The organism is Salmonella sp. SAL-020 (assembly GCF_017372215.1).
Taxonomy (GTDB): Bacteria; Pseudomonadota; Gammaproteobacteria; order Enterobacterales; family Enterobacteriaceae; genus Salmonella; species Salmonella enterica.
Map to the genome: position 1 here is coordinate 4,444,397 of NZ_CP071690.1, position 18,733 is coordinate 4,463,129.

The 18,733-nt window shown below is 52.3% G+C and carries 17 protein-coding genes and 2 pseudogenes; 5 read left to right on the forward strand and 14 right to left on the reverse strand.

The annotated features are described in order from the left end of the window. Nucleotides 1-28: 28 nt before the first annotated feature. The 3 genes from lsrD to lsrA are packed head-to-tail and all read right to left on the reverse strand — an operon-like array spanning nucleotide 29 to nucleotide 3,599. The gene (gene lsrD / locus J1G48_RS21470; protein ID WP_000981831.1) at nucleotides 29-1,030 is read right to left on the reverse strand and encodes an autoinducer 2 ABC transporter permease LsrD; all 1,002 of its coding nucleotides are present in this window, start codon (nucleotides 1,028-1,030) and stop codon (nucleotides 29-31) included. Beyond that, a complete protein-coding gene (lsrC, locus tag J1G48_RS21475; RefSeq protein WP_000911134.1) occupies nucleotides 1,027-2,070 on the reverse strand; it encodes an autoinducer 2 ABC transporter permease LsrC in 1,044 nt (347 codons plus the stop codon). Before lsrC ends, lsrD begins: the two co-directional genes overlap by 4 nt. After that, complete coding sequence (lsrA, locus tag J1G48_RS21480; protein ID WP_001167248.1) at nucleotides 2,064-3,599, reverse strand: autoinducer 2 ABC transporter ATP-binding protein LsrA; 1,536 nt, start codon at nucleotides 3,597-3,599, stop codon at nucleotides 2,064-2,066. Before lsrA ends, lsrC begins: the two co-directional genes overlap by 7 nt. Before the next feature lie 256 nt (nucleotides 3,600-3,855). Between lsrA and lsrR the strand changes: the two genes are divergently transcribed. The 3 genes from lsrR to J1G48_RS21495 all read left to right on the forward strand — a co-directional run bounded on the left by lsrR (nucleotide 3,856) and on the right by J1G48_RS21495 (nucleotide 6,858). After that, entirely contained in the window at nucleotides 3,856-4,815 is a 960-nt protein-coding gene (lsrR, locus tag J1G48_RS21485; RefSeq protein ID WP_001283049.1) for a transcriptional regulator LsrR, read from the forward strand. Between the two features lie 86 nt (nucleotides 4,816-4,901). Continuing rightward, a complete protein-coding gene (gene lsrK / locus J1G48_RS21490) occupies nucleotides 4,902-6,494 on the forward strand; it encodes an autoinducer-2 kinase (protein WP_000113085.1) in 1,593 nt (530 codons plus the stop codon). A 13-nt stretch (nucleotides 6,495-6,507) separates the two neighbouring features. After that, nucleotides 6,508-6,858 carry a cupin domain-containing protein gene (locus J1G48_RS21495; RefSeq protein WP_001173083.1) on the forward strand — a complete coding sequence of 117 codons (351 nt, stop codon included), beginning with the start codon at nucleotides 6,508-6,510 and terminating at the stop codon, nucleotides 6,856-6,858. Nucleotides 6,859-6,947: 89 nt separating this feature from the next. Here the strand turns inward: J1G48_RS21495 and J1G48_RS21500 are convergent. The 11 genes and pseudogenes from J1G48_RS21500 to cpxP form a co-directional block, all read right to left on the reverse strand. Continuing rightward, nucleotides 6,948-7,088: pseudogene (locus J1G48_RS21500) on the reverse strand (CDP-diacylglycerol diphosphatase); the annotation flags it as partial. A gap of 57 nt (nucleotides 7,089-7,145) precedes the next feature. Continuing rightward, nucleotides 7,146-7,265: pseudogene (locus J1G48_RS21505) on the reverse strand (hypothetical protein); the annotation flags it as partial. A 97-nt stretch (nucleotides 7,266-7,362) separates the two neighbouring features. Continuing rightward, nucleotides 7,363-8,085, reverse strand: coding sequence for a GntR family transcriptional regulator (locus J1G48_RS21510; protein WP_001535809.1), 723 nt, complete (start codon nucleotides 8,083-8,085; stop codon nucleotides 7,363-7,365). Between the two features lie 62 nt (nucleotides 8,086-8,147). Then, a complete protein-coding gene (locus tag J1G48_RS21515; RefSeq protein WP_000557882.1) occupies nucleotides 8,148-9,188 on the reverse strand; it encodes an ADP-ribosylglycohydrolase family protein in 1,041 nt (346 codons plus the stop codon). Nucleotides 9,189-9,197: 9 nt separating this feature from the next. Continuing rightward, complete coding sequence (locus tag J1G48_RS21520) at nucleotides 9,198-10,157, reverse strand: aminoimidazole riboside kinase (RefSeq protein WP_000646505.1); 960 nt, start codon at nucleotides 10,155-10,157, stop codon at nucleotides 9,198-9,200. 10 nt (nucleotides 10,158-10,167) lie between these two features. Further along, nucleotides 10,168-11,502 (reverse strand): MFS transporter, encoded by a 1,335-nt coding sequence (locus tag J1G48_RS21525; RefSeq protein WP_000777316.1) that lies wholly within the window; start codon nucleotides 11,500-11,502, stop codon nucleotides 10,168-10,170. Between the two features lie 263 nt (nucleotides 11,503-11,765). Continuing rightward, complete coding sequence (locus tag J1G48_RS21530) at nucleotides 11,766-12,521, reverse strand: CDP-diacylglycerol diphosphatase (RefSeq protein WP_000750762.1); 756 nt, start codon at nucleotides 12,519-12,521, stop codon at nucleotides 11,766-11,768. A gap of 100 nt (nucleotides 12,522-12,621) precedes the next feature. Beyond that, nucleotides 12,622-13,611: a sulfate ABC transporter substrate-binding protein gene (locus J1G48_RS21535; RefSeq protein ID WP_000758714.1), complete on the reverse strand. Its 990-nt coding sequence runs from the start codon at nucleotides 13,609-13,611 to the stop codon at nucleotides 12,622-12,624. Between the two features lie 203 nt (nucleotides 13,612-13,814). After that, entirely contained in the window at nucleotides 13,815-14,777 is a 963-nt protein-coding gene (gene pfkA, locus J1G48_RS21540; protein WP_000591793.1) for a 6-phosphofructokinase, read from the reverse strand. Between the two features lie 184 nt (nucleotides 14,778-14,961). Further along, nucleotides 14,962-15,864 (reverse strand): CDF family cation-efflux transporter FieF, encoded by a 903-nt coding sequence (gene fieF, locus J1G48_RS21545; protein ID WP_001077320.1) that lies wholly within the window; start codon nucleotides 15,862-15,864, stop codon nucleotides 14,962-14,964. A gap of 147 nt (nucleotides 15,865-16,011) precedes the next feature. Further along, nucleotides 16,012-16,512 carry a cell-envelope stress modulator CpxP gene (gene cpxP, locus J1G48_RS21550; RefSeq protein WP_001233463.1) on the reverse strand — a complete coding sequence of 167 codons (501 nt, stop codon included), beginning with the start codon at nucleotides 16,510-16,512 and terminating at the stop codon, nucleotides 16,012-16,014. Between the two features lie 150 nt (nucleotides 16,513-16,662). Here cpxP and cpxR point away from each other — a divergent pair, with 150 nt between their 5' ends. After that, nucleotides 16,663-17,361 carry an envelope stress response regulator transcription factor CpxR gene (gene cpxR / locus J1G48_RS21555; RefSeq protein ID WP_001033731.1) on the forward strand — a complete coding sequence of 233 codons (699 nt, stop codon included), beginning with the start codon at nucleotides 16,663-16,665 and terminating at the stop codon, nucleotides 17,359-17,361. After that, nucleotides 17,358-18,731: an envelope stress sensor histidine kinase CpxA gene (gene cpxA / locus J1G48_RS21560; protein ID WP_000580402.1), complete on the forward strand. Its 1,374-nt coding sequence runs from the start codon at nucleotides 17,358-17,360 to the stop codon at nucleotides 18,729-18,731. Before cpxR ends, cpxA begins: the two co-directional genes overlap by 4 nt. Nucleotides 18,732-18,733 lie beyond the last annotated feature (2 nt).

The window sequence follows — 18,733 nt, forward strand, 5'->3', positions numbered from 1 at the left end:
TTTTTTCTCCATAAATTTCAAAAGGAAATCATGCCTGATGCGCATTGCGACGGCGTGAGTACCATTCAAGGATTTGGTGACGATGCAAACTGACGGAACGACCAACGACAACAACAATGAGAAGCGCACCGGACAATGCGCTGGAAATTTGATTCGGCACTCCGGCCATCTGTAGCCCCTGCTGTAAAAATCCCACCAGCAGCGCCGCCAACGCGGACCCCATAATCGACCCGGAGCCGCCATAAATATTGGCGCCTCCCAGCACAACCGCCGTAATGGCCGGCATCAGGAAAGAGGCGCCCAGATCCGAACGTGCGGAGCCAAAGTAAGAAACCAGTAATACGGCGGCGATAGCGGAGGCGCATCCGGTCATGGCATACACGGTATACAACGTGCGATTCACCGGGATCGCGCTGTACTGCGCGACACGGGCGCTCTGGCCAATCAGGAAAACGTTGCGTCCCATATGCGTGCGATGCATGAGCAGCCAGAAAAACAGACAGCACACAAGAAAAAAAATAAGCGGCATGGGAATACCAAGAAATGAAATATTGGCAAAATCAGTGAACGCTGTGGGAAATCCACCAATACCTTCATAACCTGTGGCGCCAGCCATACCAGATAACAATAATGCGCTACCACCAAATAAATACATGGTTCCCAGGGTAATCACCAACGGGTTTACGCCGGTATAAATAATAAGTCCGGCATTTATCAGCCCACATATTGCGCCGAGTAGTAGGGTAATAATAATCGCTAAAGGTAGCGGCATACCGAGCTGAAACAGCACACCCAGGGTAATCGCGCATAGCCCGATTGTAGAACCAAATGAAATATCCATACCACCGCTGACAATAACCATTGTTAGCGGCAAAGCGACAATACCGATACAAATAAAATCGCTAGTGCTAAAAAGTAAGACATTAATATCTAATAAACGTGGATTAATCACACCGAAAGCCAGAATTTCAAAGATCAATAAGGCTGCCAGCGCAATTTCCCAGCTATAGCGTCGCCATGGATTCATCATGCCACCTCTTTGTTTTTATTCTGTTGTGCGTGCGTTTTTGCTTCCGTCTGTAGTGGAGTGGGTGGTGATATAAAACGGGCATATTTCTGGCGGCGCAGATTGCGTTGTAATGCGCAACGCAGCCGCCCATCGAATACCAGTACGCCCAACAATACCAGGCCAGCAATAAAATCGTTCCACCAGGCGGGGATGCGCAGCAGCACTAACACACTATCGATTTGCGTAAGAAAATAAGCGCCGAGAATAGCGCCGATGACCGTGCCTGACCCGCCTAACAGGCTAATTCCCCCCAATACGCAGGCCGCGATGGCTTTCATTTCCAGCCCCGTGCCGGTTTGATTGGGAATGAAGCCAATCTGCGAGGCAAACACGATTCCAGCCAATGCCGCCATACCGCCATTAAGTGAAAATGCCATGATGCGTACCATCTCGGTACGGACACCCAATTGCCGGGCGCCCTGCAGGTTATCGCCGGTGGCGTAAAAATTGCGGCCAAAGGCGGTTTTCGCCAGGAGCCAGGCCATAAGCAGCGCTAACACCAGGGTAAACCAGCCGATTGCGGAAATTCCCAGAAACACCGGAGCAGAGAGTTGCTTTAAGCCTGCGGGTAATCCTTCAATCCATTTCCCCCCTGTCCATAGCAGCATGATCCCACGATACAAGCCCAGCGTTCCCAGCGTGGCGACAATGGCGGGTATCTTCAACCAGGCAACCAGTACGCCATTAAAAAATCCGGCGACAATTCCTAATATTAGTGTGGCCAGGCAGGCGACCGGCAGGCTATAGCCGGCGTTTAACATCACTCCCAGCAATACCGCGCACATGCCTGTCGTCGAGCCCACCGATACATCAATATTGCGGGTGAGCATTACCATCGTCGCGCCAATCGCCAACAGCATCAAAATTTGCGCGCTACTGAAAACCATTGTCAGCGTTTGCACGCTCAAATACTGGCTATCCAGCGCGCCAGGAAACACGAATAAACAGACTATTGCCAGCAGTGCCGTCGCTTCCCGGTTATTTTGGATGAATTTCAACATGTTGCCTCCGACGCACCATGTTCGCCAAACGCAACGTGCATGATGGTATCAACGTTAATTTCCTCGCCGCATAACGCAGGCCCCCCCAGTTCCCCCTGGTGCATGACATATACGCGATCGGCCATCTGCTCTATCTCTTCCAGATCGGAGGAAATAAACAGCACCGCGACATTTTGTTGCGCGATACTGCGCAACAGCTGATAAATATCGCTGCGGGCGGAGACATCGACACCGCGGGTCGGTTCATCGACAATCAGTAATTGCGGAGAGGCTTCCAGGCATTTGGCAATCAATACTTTTTGCTGGTTACCGCCGGATAAAGTACGCGCCGCCTGTTCGGCATTATTGAGTTTGATATTTAACGCGCGGTGGTAACGTTCAAGGGTGGCGTTATCCCGCTGGGGCTTTATCCAAAATCCTTTTTGGTTGTGGGTCAGCGAACAGACATTCCATGCCAGGGAAGCGTCAAGATACAGCCCGGATGACTGCCGATCTTCCGGCAAATAGACCAGGCCGAGCTGCAACCGCTGTTGGGTTGTCAGGGCGTTAATTTCTTCGCCATTGAACAGCATCCGCCCCGCATTGACCGGTCTAATACCGTACAGCGTTTCAGCCAGTTCTGTGCGTCCCGCGCCGACCAACCCGGCCAGACCAAGGATTTCGCCTGCCCGCACCTCAAGGTTGATATTCATAAAACCTTCGCCCGTCAGTGACTCCAGCGCTAATACCGTCGCACCACGTTCGTTCTGCGGGCGGCTGCCAGGCAATTCCAGCCACAACTTTTGATTCGCGGAAAGACTGACGCCCTGCGTTGCCGGGGTGATAGCTTGAATAATCTCGTCGGTAGAAAGGTCATGCGTTTTTCCGAATAATGCGATTTTACCGTCACGCATCACGCTAACGCAGTGAGCTAACTGTCTAATTTCTGGTAGCTTATGAGAAATAAATACAATTCCGACACCCTTTTTCAGCAACTCTTGCAGACGCGTAAATAACCGGTCAGTTTCGGCTGGCGTTAACGACGCCGTGGGCTCATCAAGAATTAAGATTCGCGAGTCGCGCATCAAGCCGCGCATAATTTCAACGATCTGGCGGTCTGCAACATCAAGCGTACCCGCAGCGCTCGCCGGATCGAGTTGGCATCCCATCGCCTTTAATAGCTGCTGCATTTTTTCCGTGGAGGCCTGACGTCCCTGCAAGCCAAACAAGATATTTTCCCGCACAGATAAACTCGGAAATAACAGAGGCTCCTGGGGAACCAGGTAAATGCCATACTGGTGCGCCTTCAGAGGCGTTAAATGACTGCAACGCACACCAGCAATATCGATAGTCCCTCCATCTGGCGGGACTATACCGGCAATAATCTTCATTAATGTTGATTTACCCGCACCATTGCCGCCAAGCAATGCGTGCACCTCTCCCGCATGCAGAGTAAAGTCAATTCCCTTTAGTACTTCGACGCCGGAATAACTTTTATAAATGTTCTGCACACAAATCAGAGGGGATGCAGTATTGTGACTGATTTGCATGTTGCCTCCGCTCCCTCAATGTTGACTGACGGGACTGAACAAATGTTTTTTGAAAAAGAAATTGTTCAAAACGGTAGTAGTTATTTGGTTAAAAAACTCTCATCCAGATCACGTTTTATGAATAAATGAATTTTTAGATGATAAATGTTCAGATTTGGCGCGTTTTTGTGGCGTTAATCACGGTTATTTCGGAGTGATAACTGAACAATTGTGTTAATGATTTAGAAATGTTCAAAGTAAAAGCCAGGTTATGACAATGAGCGATAATACGTTGGTATCTGATTATGGAATGTGCGAAGAAGAGCAGGTGGCGCGTATTGCCTGGTTCTACTATCACGATGGATTGACGCAGAGTGAAATCAGCGAGCGTCTGGGGCTAACCCGGCTAAAGGTTTCTCGTCTGCTGGAGAAAGGGCATCAGTCCGGTATTATTCGCGTACAAATCAACTCCCGCTTTGAAGGGTGTCTTGAGTATGAAAATGCCTTGCGCAACCACTTCGCATTGCAGAATATCCGCGTGCTGCCGGCATTACCCGATGCCGATATTGGTCTGCGCTTAGGAATCGGCGCCGCCCATATGTTGATGGAGTCTCTGCGGCCACAGCAACTGCTGGCCGTCGGCTTTGGCGAAGCCACGATGACCACATTAAAACGCCTCAGCGGATTTATCTCGGCGCAACAAATCCGACTGGTCACGTTATCCGGCGGCGTGGGGCCGTATATGACCGGAATAGGCCAGCTTGATGCCGCTTGTAGCGTAAGTATTATGCCCGCGCCGCTGCGCGCATCATCGCAGGAAATTGCCTGCACGCTGCGCAATGAAAATAGCGTGCGGGATGTGATGCTCACAGCGCAAGCTGCCGATGCCGCCATCGTGGGGATTGGGGCAATTAACCAGAAAGATCAAGCCAGTATCTTAAAATCCGGTTATATCACTCAGGGTGAACAACTCATGATTGGCCGCAAAGGCGCAGTAGGCGATATTCTGGGCTATTTTTTTGATGCTCATGGCGAAATTATTCCAGACATCAAAATCCATAACGAATTAATTGGCCTGAAGTTAAATTCACTTTCCACGATCCCAACCGTGATTGGCGTCGCCGGCGGCGAACAAAAAGCAGAAGCTATTATTGCCGCTATGCGCGGTAACTATATCAATGCGCTGGTTACCGATCAGAAAACCGCAGGGAAAATAATTCAACTTATTGAAAAATAACAAATAAAATAACACTTACCTCAATTCAATAAACAATAACTGACAGGATTTTATGTAACGATGTAAAAATAGCCGAGGGTAAAAAAATGGCTCGACTCTGTACCCATACTGAATCAGGACATTACCTGATGGCTCTTGACGCCGGTACCGGTAGCGTCAGAGCAGTAATTTTTGATCTACAAGGAAAGCAAATAGCTGTCGGTCAAGCGGAATGGCAGCATCTGGCCGTGCCGGATGTGCCTGGTTCGATGGAGTTTGATCTTGCCAAAAACTGGCAACTGGCTTGCCAGTGTATCCGTCAGGCACTACAGAAAGCCGCCATCCCTGCAACGGCTATCGCTGCCGTATCGGCCTGCTCGATGCGTGAAGGCATTGTTATTTATGACAGTAACGGCGAACCAATTTGGGCCTGCGCTAATGTTGACGCCCGCGCGGCGCACGAAGTCAGTGAATTAAAAGAGCTGCACGATAACACCTTTGAGGAGGAAGTTTATCGTTGCTCCGGGCAAACGCTGGCGCTCAGCGCTATTCCGCGTCTGCTCTGGCTTGCCCACCATCGTCCGGATATTTATCATCGCGCGTCAACCGTCACTATGATCAGCGACTGGATGGCCTTTATGCTCAGCGGCGAACTGGCGGTCGATCCCTCCAACGCAGGCACGACGGGGTTATTGGATCTGGTGACCCGCAACTGGAAACGTAGTCTGTTACAGATGGCGGGCCTGCGTTCTGACATTCTCTCGCCGGTAAAAGAAACCGGGACGCTGCTCGGTCACATTTCACAGAAAGCGGCTGAACAGTGCGACCTGCAAGCGGGTACGCCGGTCATCGTTGGCGGCGGCGATGTGCAGTTAGGCTGTCTGGGGCTGGGCGTCGTACGCCCGGCGCAAACGGCCGTGCTGGGCGGAACCTTCTGGCAACAGGTCGTCAATCTTCCCGCGCCGGTCACCGACCCAAACATGAACGTTCGCATCAATCCTCATGTGATCCCCGGTATGGTACAAACCGAGTCTATTAGCTTTTTTACTGGGTTAACGATGCGTTGGTTCCGCGACGCCTTTTGCGCCGAGGAAAAACTAATCGCTGAAAGGTTAGGTATTGATGCGTATTCCCTGCTGGAAGATATGGCCAGCCGGGTGCCTCCCGGCGCGTACGGTGTGATGCCCATCTTCTCTGACGTTATGCGTTTTAAACGCTGGTACCATGCCGCGCCGTCGTTTATCAATCTGTCTATCGATCCTGAAAAGTGTAATAAAGCGACCCTATTTCGCGCGCTGGAAGAGAATGCCGCCATTGTTTCCGCCTGCAATTTACAGCAAATTGCCGCGTTTTCCGGCGTACAGGCCGACTCGCTGGTTTTTGCCGGCGGAGGATCTAAAGGCAAATTATGGAGCCAAATCCTTGCCGACGTTACGGGACTCACCGTTCACGTACCTGTCGTCAAAGAAGCTACCGCGCTAGGGTGCGCTATTGCCGCAGGCGTTGGCGTGGGTGTCTGGCCATCGCTGGCGGAAACGGGAGAAAAGCTAGTGCGCTGGGATCGGGAGCATAAACCTAATCCTGAAAATTTCGCTGTCTACCAGCAGGCCAGAGAAAAATGGCAGGCCGTTTATCAGGATCAACGCGCGCTGGTCGATGGTGGCTTAACGACATCCCTCTGGAAAGCGCCAGGCCTGTAACAGGAGAATAAGCATGCAAAAAACGAATGAGAAGAATCATGAATACCGCTTTGGCGATAATGGCCCTAAATACTTAATCCGTGGGCCGGGCTGCGATATGGGCGTCGTCATACTACAACCAGGGCAGTCATTCCCTAACCATCGCCATAATACCGCTTGTGAGGTTTTTTATACCCTAAGCGGTGAAGTGTGCCTGTATCTGGAAGGAACACCTCATATCCTGCAAACTGGAGATGTTTTACAGTGCGAACCTGGGGAGGCGCATTATCTCATTAATAACGGCGATAAACCCTGGAAAGGCGTGTTTATTAAATCGCCGCATCTGGAAAATGACAGCCACCCCGCAGATCCACCGGCCTGGTAACGCCCGCGCCATCGCCAGATTTTGCCGGATAGCGCCACAAGAGCCTTGTCCGGCCTCCAAACGGCATTCGTTAATGCAATATCAAGCTGTCATTTGATGACCTGTTGGTTCAAGATATCACACTGATGATCCTGAATTTCCTCGGCAGAAGCGCGATTGAAGATCAGTAAATTACGCTCGGTCGCCAGCAAGACAAAAGAGCCATCGCTTTGGCGTACCACCGCCAGCGCGATACATCACAGCATCCCCGCCCGCGCAGGAACTTTCCCTGGTCCCATCGCCACCACAGCAGCAAAAAATAGCAGTGCGGTCATAAACTCCGGCAGTAGCGAAGTCGCCCACAGAAGGATAGTAACGCCAACGATGATGGACGGGAGGAACAGAGGATGGGACAACCAGAGCGACATACCTGTCTCCTGACGATTTTTTCAGCAAGAATACGACGGACAGTCAGGCAGGTAAACGCCAGATATAGTGGGGTTATCGCAGGATTAAGTGGACAGATCAGTGATAATGAATTTCACCAAAGTATTCAGACAGCACGTAATAGCGGCAATACTCAAAAGGGCTGTCCTTCCCGGCCTGAAACGTCTGTCTGGCGACGGATAACAGCGGTTTATTGGCGGCGATTTGCAATTTTTCGCACAGGTCAGCGGAAGGTAAAATCGCCTCAACTTTTTCTATCGCCGAGTCGCTTGTGACGTTTAATAACGAATAAAGCGACGTATGCTCCAGCGCCTGCGGTGTAAGTTGCAGATCGGGAAAGAAGCTAAGATCGAGATAGATCTTTTCATGGTTAAACGGACGGTTATTCAGGCAACGAATACGCGAAATATAGAGATAGTGATGCTGTGCGGGCAGGCTCAAGCCGTCTGCCTGAGCGTCGCGCGCGCGGCGCGGCGCGATTTCCAGAATACGGTTCTCAATCGCCACGCTGGCGTCCTGGAGATCGCGGGTAATACCGCGAAACGTGTGCCCGTAGCTCACGCCTTCCGGTACCGAGCACACCACCGAACCACTCCCGCGCTGGGAGGAAATAATACCCGCATTGATTAATTCGCTCCAGGCCTGTTTAACCACAATCAGCGAGACGTTGTAGGCTCTGGCAATCTCTTTTTGCGTCGGCAGCTGGCTGCCTAAAGGCAGGGATCCATTTTGGATCTGCTGACAGATGATAAAAAATAGTTGCTTATAAAGCGGAGTAAAGCTCGTTTTATCAACCTGCAAGCTGCGCACCTCACGTCTTCGCCAGCAGGGGACGTTTTACCGTCCCCGGCAGGGTGAAGTCGCTACCCTGCGATTTGCCTGGCCAGTTCTGCCAAATCGAAATGATTCATACGATCCAAAGTCGTTAAATAATCGGCGGGAAAAGCCTCCACGCCATGGAATGCGCCGGAAATCGCCCCGACCATGGTGGCGACAGTATCAGTATCATTGCCGATATTAACGCCGGAGATAATAGCATCTACGGCAGAATTCGGACAACACGCGAACAGGCCAAAGGCCGCCGGCACCGCTTCACTCACGTGCAGCCCGGAGCCAATAATATCAGCAAGTTCCACCACCGCCGTTTCCCAATGGCGATGACGTTTACCGATATCTACGGCCAGTTCAATGCGTCGGGCAACGGAAGGACCTGCCACCATCATCGCCCCTTGCTCCTGCGCCAGCAGATAGCCCCTTTGCGCACCGTAAATACCGGCGGCAATAATGCTGTCTGCATTGGTCTGCGCTCTTAACGCCTCGCTGGTTGCCGCCGCCATCGCCGCTGCGCCGGACATCGCCAGCACGTTATTATGCGTAAAACGGCAAATCTGCAGCGCGCAGTCAATCGCCGCGTCAATATCACCCGGGTGCAGCACCGCCGCTGGCCAAATCTTCATGGCGGCGCCGTTCGTTGCCTCCGCGTTACCCTTATTAATAATCTGTACCGACTGTTTCTCGCCTTCCAGCTCACCCTGTAAAGAGGCGCGGTTATCATTGAATATTGCCTTCATTGCCGCACGCGTCGTCGGGCCGGTAAAGTTGGCGTAGTACGGGTAATCCAGCCACTGCTGAAAAGCCTCGCGCATCGCCTCGTCGCTGACCTGGCGTTGATGGCGCAGCAGCGCATCCATGATGTACTTCGCCTGAATAAAATCATCCGTGCACATCCCCGCTTCGTTGCAGCGGCCAAACGTGTCCGCTGGCGGTTTTTGAAAGGTCGTCACCCAGCCGCCAAAATAGTCTTTTATTTGCTGCTGGGTGCGTACTTCCGTCGCGGCTCCCATCGCGTCCGCGGCGGCGGCGCCCACCAGGCATCCCAGTATTTTGTTTTGATCAACGTGCATGATGACTCCTTATTTCACGGTCATGGCTTGTGCCAGCGAATGGCTGGAAAGAAAAGTGTTTAGCTGGTCGGGAAACGGTAAAGCGGTCATTGCGCCCTTTGCCGTTACCGCCATGGCGCCGCAGGCGTTGGCATTGCTGATAGCCTCCGCCAGCAGGGCATGGTTCCAGCAATTTGCGCGGGAAAGGGTGAACAGCAGGCCGCCGACAAAAGCATCGCCTGCCCCAGTGGTATCGACGACATCGACGCGTGGTGCGGGAAAATGGAACTCCCCCTCGGCGGTAATCAACAGCGCGCCATCGGCCCCCAGCGAAATGATCGTGGTGTCACAGCCTAGATCGCGCAGGTAATAACGCGCATCCTGCCAGTGACTGGCCCCGCTGAGCTGGCACAGCTCATCTGCCGAGACTTTGCAGATAGAAGCCAGTGCGGCGGACCGGGCGATCAGGTCAGGGATTTCATCGGTATTGCGCCACATCTTGCTGCGTAAGTTGACGTCGAATAACACGTAGCCACCGGCTTCTCGCATGCGTCTCGCCCCTTCCAGACATGCTTCGCGAGCGGGACTGTCGGTGAGGCCAATTGAACTGAAGTAAAACCATTCGTACTGCCTGAACGGCGGCAGGTCCTGCGGCGAAACGTAGATATCAGCCCCCGGATGTACCAGATAGGTAAAGCTGCGCTCCCCATCAGCCGTCAGGTTGACGATCAGCACCGCGCTGGTCAGGGCCGGATCCATGCGTAGAAACGTGACATCCACGCCGTTATCCTGAAAAACCTGGCGCAGGAAGCGACCGGCGTCATCGTCGCCAAGACAGCCAATAAAACCGCACTCTCCGCCCAGCCTGGCAACGCATACCCCCACGTTCGCCGACGCTCCGCCGGGGCATTTCAGATAGCTGTTCTGTTTTTCCGGCACCAGATCAACGGAGGCATCGCCGATAACCCAAACCTTATTCATGGCCTTCATTTGCGCCTCCTTATGCCTGTTTCTGCGCCAGGGCGAGCTGAATATCACGATAATATTCGTTGTTAATCAGATACTTTTTCATAAGCAGCCCAACCGCAAGGTGGAACAGAGCAGGAATGAGCGTCATCATCAGCGCAATACCGGTGAGCGAACGTGCGGTCTGTTCAACATCGGCCTGATAGCCAAAGTGGCTCAGCAGGAATCCGAGTATCCCGCCCGCGATCCCCATCCCAAACTTCTGGAAGAAGAGGATGCCGCCAAACGCCAACCCGGAAACGCGCAGACCGGTTTTCTTTTCTCCGTAATCCACCGCTTCGGCGATAGAGGACCAGAACACCGGCATTTGCATATCGCAGAAGAAATTAATAAGAAAATAGAACGCAAACGCCAGGATAAGATTTTCACGCCCGACGGAGAAATACATCAGCGCGCTCAGGATAAAGGTAATAATCTGGGTGTAGCGGAACATCTTAATTTTGTCCCAGAACTTGGTTATCCAGGTGGTAGCGATCATCGCTAAAATAGAGGCAACGACGCCGGTAGTCAGGAAGGGTGAAATCAGACTATCTCCGCCGTTCAGATAATACTTGGCGTAATAAGCGGCAACGGAACCGCGAATAACATAACCGCACATCAGCAGCAGAATAACAACGCCGAGAATAATCCACTGATCGTTGCGTAACAGATATTTAAACTGTTTCCCCACCGATAACGACGTAATTTCCGGCTCGCTGCGTTCACGCGTGGTAAGAAAACAGAAGATAAACAGCAAGGCGCCCATCGCCCCCATCAGCCCCATCGAAAACTGGTAACCCAGCGCCTTGTTGCCCTGCCCCAGCCAGACGGCAAGCATCGGTACGACGATAGTCACCAGGAAAGCGGCAATCTTGGTCATCACAAAACGATAGCCGTTGGCGCTTAACCGTTCGACGGGGTCGCTGGTAATGACGCCAATCATCGAAATATAGGGAATGGTGATCGCAGTATAGACCAGGGTCATAAGAATATAGGTGCCATAGGCCCACGCCAGCTTGGCCATATAAGCCATGTCAGGCGTAATAAACATCAAATACACGGCGAAACCAAAAGGAATAGCAAACCACAGCAGCCACGGGCGATAACGCCCCCAGCGCGTGTTCAGTTTATCGGTAAGAACCCCCATGGCCGGATCGATAATGGCATCAATCATCCGCACAACCACAAACAGTACGCCAACATCAGCGGCGCTCAGGCCGTAGATATCGGTATAGAAATAGGCGAGGAGCAGCTGCATGGCGATAATCACAACGTTTATCGCCATATCTCCCGCGCCGAAGCCGATTTTTTCCACAATAGAAAGTTTCATGTTGATATTCCTTTACGCTTAGCAGCGCAAATCTGGTGAACAATTAATGATGTCACTACATGAAATAAAAACGTTTTTATATAAGCCATCCACCAGACAATCTATGGAGGCTATGAAGAGAGTGTAACGAACCATCAAAAGATATAAAGGTATACCTTTATATCTTTTGATCGGTTTCACATATTTTTATAGACACGATCTTACCCCAGTTTTAAACCGGGATAAGAATCAATAAGATAATGAGCAGGGGGGTGTAACGAAAATCAGCGGGAAGACAAAATGGCGCAACTATGGTCCTGAATCTCTTCCGCCGATGCGCGATTAAGCGTCAGCAGGTTACGCTCGGTCGCCAGCAGGACAAAAGAGTCGTCGCTTTGGCGTACCACCGCCAGCGCATAGCGTCCCATATGATCGCGCGCTTCCGGCACCTCTTCCGCCAGCATCATAAACGGACTACGCTGCGCCAGTTCGCTCTCAGTTACCCGGCGCGCCAGGTATTCATGCCCCATCAGGCCACCCGGCAGCGGAAGCCAGCGAGTGCTGATGCGCGTGAGATCGTTATCCAGTTGTTCCCGAACGTCAGGACGGATGCAAGAAATATGGATATGCAAATGGTCCTGTGAACGACCAAGCCGCGAATTAATCGCCAGCGAGACCGCGCTATCCGGAATATCATGCCCGTATTTTTTACTCATATAGCCGCGAGCCTGCCAGGCCAGCCAGAAAAAGTTGGGCGTAGCGGGTTCCAGCAATAGCGGGCTTTCTGTACCGTTGATACGGTAGGTGGGCATCAATAAATATTGCAACGGACCGTGACGATCTTTAAAGACGACATAGCCGGCGCGAGGTTTGACTTCCGCGCAAGGCGCTGGGTTTTGATGCTGTAACTGATCGGGCAGGCATTGTTCAAGCACGATTTCCCGTAATGCATCAGGATTGCCGGAAAATTTCCAGTAACCGACGCCCGCCGCGGCGACAATCACTATCACCGCCAGTAAAAAGTAGCCTGTTTTTTTCATGATATGCGTTCCCTGTGACCCATAGACGGGGAAGAGTAACGCAAAATTGTGGCAAAGAAAAAACCCGGTAACATAATACGTTACCGGGTTTATAAACGGTTTAGCGTTTGCTAATTTGGTCGAACGTACCGCCATTAGCGAAGTGATCTTTTTGCGCCTTCGCCCAGCCGCCAAACACCTCGTCAATGGTGAACAGCTTCAGCTTCGGAAACGCATCGTCGTATTTTTTCGCCACGTCAGCATCGCGCGGACGGTAGAAGTTTTTCGCTGCTATCTCCTGCCCTTCCGGCGAGTAGAGATACTTCAGATACGCTTCCGCCACCGCATTCGTCCCTTTCTTCTCAACGACTTTATCCACCACGGACACGGTCGGCTCTGCGAGAATAGATTCACTCGGGGTCACTATCTCGAATTTATCTTTACCCAGTTCATTCGTCGCCAGTAGCGCTTCGTTTTCCCAGGCAATCAGCACATCACCGATACCGCGTTCAACGAAAGTATTGGTTGAGCCGCGCGCGCCGGAGTCCAGCACTTCAACGTTTTTAAACAGGGCTTTGACAAAGTCCTGCGCTTTGGCCTGATCGTTATTGTTGTGGTGCAGGGCGTAGCCCCATGCCGCCAGATAGTTCCAGCGTGCGCCGCCGGAGCTTTTCGGGTTTGGCGTAATCACCGACACACCGGGTTTAATCAGATCATTCCAGTCATGAATTTGTTTTGGATTGCCTTTGCGGACCAGGAAAACGATGGTGGAGGTGTAAGGTGCTGAGTTATCCGGCAGACGCTTGATCCAGTTTTTATCGATACGACCACGTTCCGCAATAGCGTCCACATCGTAAGCCAGCGCCAGCGTCACGACATCGGCTTCAATGCCGTTAATAACGGAAGTCGCCTGTTTACCCGAACCGCCGTGCGATTGACGGATCACGACGTTGTCGCCGGTTTCCTGCTTCCAGTGCGCGCTAAACGCTTTGTTGTACTGCTCGTACAGCTCACGCGTTGGATCGTATGATACGTTAAGTAACTGAATATCCTTTGCCAGAATGCTGGTTGACGCCAGCAATAATGTGAACCCCACGCCCCACTTTTTCATCGCCCGACTCGCTTATGTTGTGTTGTGATGAGCAAAGCGTGCCAGAAAGAGATCCAAACATTAAAGAATAAAAAAAGATTGGCTATAACTTCGAGGAATAAATCTGAGGGATTGCCGGATGGCGGCTAGCGCCTAATCCGGCCTACACGTTTCTGCAACCTGTAGGCCTGATAAGCGTAGCGCCATCAGGCGCGCAAAAACAATCAGTACAGTTTTTTCGCGCACTCCATCCAGTCGCTTTTGAACGGACGCTTCATGTTTTCAATCGCATCGATGATGTCATGATGAACAAGCTGCTCGTTCTGGATACCGACACAACGACCGCCATGGCCTTCCAGCAGCAGGTCAATAGCATACGCGCCCATACGGGAAGCCAGAATGCGATCGTAAGGTACCGGGGAACCACCGCGCTGAATGTGGCCGAGCACCGTCGCACGCGTCTCACGGCCCGTTTCTTTTTCAATAAAGTGCGCCAGTTCGTCAACATCGCACATATGCTCAGTAATAGCGACGATAGCGTGTTTTTTCCCTTTCGCGATCCCGGCTTTGATTTCGGCCACCAGATCTTCGCGATTAAATTCAACTTCCGGCACCACGATAAACTCACAGCCGCCAGCAATAGCCGCCGCCAACGTCAGGTCGCCGCAATAACGGCCCATCACCTCAACGATAGAGATACGCTGGTGAGAAGAGGAGGTGTCACGCAGACGGTCAATCGCTTCCACTACAGTGCCGAGAGCAGTGAAATAGCCGATAGTGTAGTCGGTGCCTTTGATGTCGTTATCGATAGTGCCTGGCAGACCGATGCACGGGAAGCCCATTTCAGTCAGACGTTTTGCACCCATATAAGAACCGTCGCCGCCAATAACTACCAGCGCATCGATACCGCGTTTTTTCAGGTTTTCGATCGCGACAGCGCGAATATTTTCGTCACGGAATTCCGGGAAACGGGCAGAACCGAGGAAAGTACCGCCACGGTTGATCATGTCAGATACGCTGTAACGGTCAAGCTGAACCATACGATCTTCATACAGGCCCAGATAGCCGTCATAAATGCCCATGACTTCCAGCCCTTCCGTCAACGCTGCGCGCACAACACCGCGGATTGCCGCGTTCATGCCCGGCGCATCACCGCCGCTTGTCAACACACCGATTTTCTTAATCATGACTACCTCTGAACTTTGGAATGCAAAATGAAATCTATTGCCGGAAGCCGATTTCGCACTTCGAAACGATCCAACGAATATACAGATAGTATAACAATCCCTTCCTGCTGAATTGATTCAGGTCAGGCCAAATGGCGGTAATTTATACACAAAATGCTGGCCTGGCTCACTTTTTAACAATCAATTATACAAGCTCGAACTTCCTGCCTTCCCTGGGAACGACTGAACAGGGATCCTGATGAATAATGACATCTGAACCCGGAAAACGCTGTAAAATCGCCTGCTCTACCTGGTCAGCCACAAAATGCGCCTGAACGAGCGGCAGATTATCTTCCATTTCCAAATGAATCTGAATAAAGCGAGTCGGCCCTGACTGCCGCGTGCGGAGATCGTGCGCGCCGCTGACTCCCGGCCATGACGTCACGATATCAATAATTTCCTGTCGTTCCGCATCGGGCAGCGCGCGATCCAATAATGACTGCACCGCCTCATACCCCATACGCAACGCGCTATACAAAATATAGATGCCGATACCTAACGCAAACAGGGCATCCGCACGATGCCAACCGTACCAGGATAACCCCAGCGCGATAAGAATCGCTCCGTTCATCATAACATCAGACTGATAATGAAGCATATCCGCCCGTACCGCCTGACTTTGGGTCTTGCGTACCACCCAGCGCTGAAACGTGACCAGTATAATAGTGCATATCAGAGCGATGACGGTAACGCCAATCCCCACGCCGGGGTCGTTCATTGGCGTCGGCTTAATCAGATTCTGAATACTGGTCAAAAACAGAAACAACGCCGAACCGGAAATAAACATACTTTGCGCCAGCGCCGCCAGCGACTCCGCTTTACCGTGCCCAAACGTGTGTTCATCATCTGCGGGTTGCAGCGAATAACGCACGACCAACAAATTCGTCAATGACGCGGCAATATCCACCAGCGAGTCCACCAACGCCGCCAGAATACTCACCGATCCCGTATACCACCACGCAAAAATTTTGATCAAAAGTAACGCTGATGCCATCGCTGTTGCCGCGATAGCCGCCCGGCTAACCAGCCGTCCATAGGTTTGATTCATAAATACTCCCGCTATCTTCTGCCGGTAGTATAACGGATGGTTTAAAACAGTAAGCTAATAACAGAATGACAAACTGGAGATAAAAAAAACCCCCACATCATGTGGGGGAAGACAGGGATGGTGTCTATGGCAAGGAAAACAGGGTTGTTACTGGGAACGTGAGTTGCTACTACTCAATAATTTCAACGATGAACTTTTTTGCCATTGCGCCACGTCGCGCAGTTGCTCCATTCGTTGCTGATGCTTTTCATTCAAAACCGCTTGCTGCTCCGGCGTTAACAGGCGATACATCTGGTTACGCACGCGGGCCATTTCGACCTGGCGGGCAACCTGCTCTTGCGCCATTTTTTCTGCCTGAGCGCGCACAGCGCTTTCATCAAATTTTTCTGCGGTGACAAGCCGATGCATTGTCTCCATTTCGCTAACATTAACAGGAGGCTGTTCGTGCCTTGCCTGTTGCATAAGATCTCGCATCTGCTGACGCTGATGTTCGGTTAAACTTATGCCGTCAAACATATGATTTTGCGCGCTACGCTGCGTGGCCCCGTCACCGGGGTGCCAGTTATCGCTTGTAACAACTTCAGCTGCGTGGCTTAAAAAACTGAATGCCAGCGTTGAGGCCATAACAGCAGCGGTAACTTTGCGCATCGCTTGCTCCCAAAATCTTTTCTGTCGCGATTCAACGAGAGACAGTTTACGATTCGGGCTGCAAACATGCGTCAGGGGGTGTAAAACAACGTAAAGTCATGGATTAGCGACGCCTGATGACGTAATTTCTGCCTCGGAGGTACGTAAACAATGAATAAAATCCTGTTAGTTGATGATGACCGAGAGCTGACTTCCCTGTTAAAAGAGCTCCTCGAAATGGAAGGTTTTAATGTCCTGGTGGCCCACGACGGCGAGCAGGCGCTTGAGCTTTTGGATGACAGCATCGATTTACTTTTGCTTGACGTCATGATGCCGAAGAAAAACGGTATCGATACGTTGAAAGCGCTTCGCCAGACACACCAGACGCCTGTCATTATGCTGACCGCGCGCGGCAGCGAGCTGGATCGCGTTCTCGGCCTTGAGCTGGGCGCGGACGACTATTTGCCCAAACCGTTTAACGACCGCGAGCTGGTAGCGCGCATCAGGGCTATTTTGCGCCGTTCCCACTGGAGCGAACAGCAGCAGAGCAGCGACAACGGCTCGCCGACGCTGGAAGTCGATGCGCTAAGCCTTAATCCGGGTCGCCAGGAAGCCAGTTTCGATGGCCAAACGCTGGAGCTGACCGGTACGGAATTCACCCTGCTCTATTTGCTGGCGCAACACCTCGGCCAGGTGGTTTCCCGTGAACATTTAAGCCAGGAAGTGCTGGGTAAGCGCCTGACGCCGTTCGATCGCGCCATTGATATGCATATTTCTAACCTGCGCCGCAAACTGCCGGAACGCAAAGACGGTCACCCGTGGTTTAAAACATTGCGTGGTCGCGGCTATCTGATGGTTTCCGCTTCATGATAGGAAGTTTAACCGCGCGCATCTTCGCCATCTTCTGGTTGACGCTGGCGCTGGTGCTAATGCTGGTACTGATGTTGCCCAAGCTCGATTCACGCCAGATGACCGAGCTGCTGGACAGCGAACAGCGCCAGGGATTGATGATAGAGCAACATGTAGAAGCTGAACTTGCGAACGATCCGCCCAACGACCTGATGTGGTGGCGTCGCCTGTTCCGCGCGATCGATAAGTGGGCGCCGCCTGGACAGCGGTTATTACTGGTGACCTCTGAAGGACGCGTGATCGGCGCTGAACGCAGCGAAATGCAGATCATTCGTAACTTCATTGGTCAGGCGGATAACGCCGATCATCCGCAGAAGAAAAAATATGGCCGCGTAGAGATGGTGGGGCCGTTCTCCGTTCGTGACGGAGAGGATAATTACCAGCTTTACCTGATTCGACCGGCCAGCAGTTCGCAATCCGATTTTATTAATCTGCTGTTTGACCGCCCGCTCCTGTTGCTCATTGTCACGATGCTGGTCAGTTCGCCGCTCTTGCTATGGCTGGCATGGAGTCTGGCGAAACCGGCGCGTAAGTTGAAAAACGCGGCTGATGAAGTGGCGCAAGGCAACCTGCGTCAGCATCCGGAGCTGGAGGCGGGTCCGCAGGAGTTCCTCGCCGCTGGCGCCAGTTTTAACCAGATGGTGACGGCGCTGGAACGGATGATGACCTCGCAGCAGCGTTTGCTGTCAGACATCTCCCATGAGCTGCGAACGCCCCTTACGCGCCTGCAACTGGGTACCGCGCTGCTGCGTCGTCGTGGCGGCGAAAGCAAAGAGCTGGAGCGTATTGAAACCGAAGCGCAGCGTCTGGACAGCATGATCAATGACCTGCTGGTGATGTCGCGTAACCAACAGAAAAATGCGCTGGTCAGCGAAACGATGAAAGCCAATCAGCTATGGGGCGAAGTGCTGGATAACGCCGCCTTTGAAGCCGAACAGATGGGCAAGTCGTTAACGGTAAATTATCCGCCGGGGCCGTGGCCGCTCTATGGCAACCCAAACGCGCTGGAAAGCGCGCTGGAAAATATAGTTCGTAATGCGCTGCGCTATTCACATACGAAGATTGAAGTCGGCTTCTCGGTGGATAAAGACGGTATTACGATCACGGTCGATGACGACGGGCCGGGCGTCAGCCCTGAAGACCGCGAGCAGATCTTCCGTCCGTTCTATCGCACTGATGAGGCGCGCGACCGCGAGTCTGGCGGCACCGGGCTGGGGCTGGCGATTGTCGAAAGCGCCATGCAGCAGCACCGCGGCTGGGTGAAGGCTGACGATAGCCCGCTGGGTGGGTTGCGGCTTACGCTGTGGCTACCGCTGTACAAGCGAACCTAATG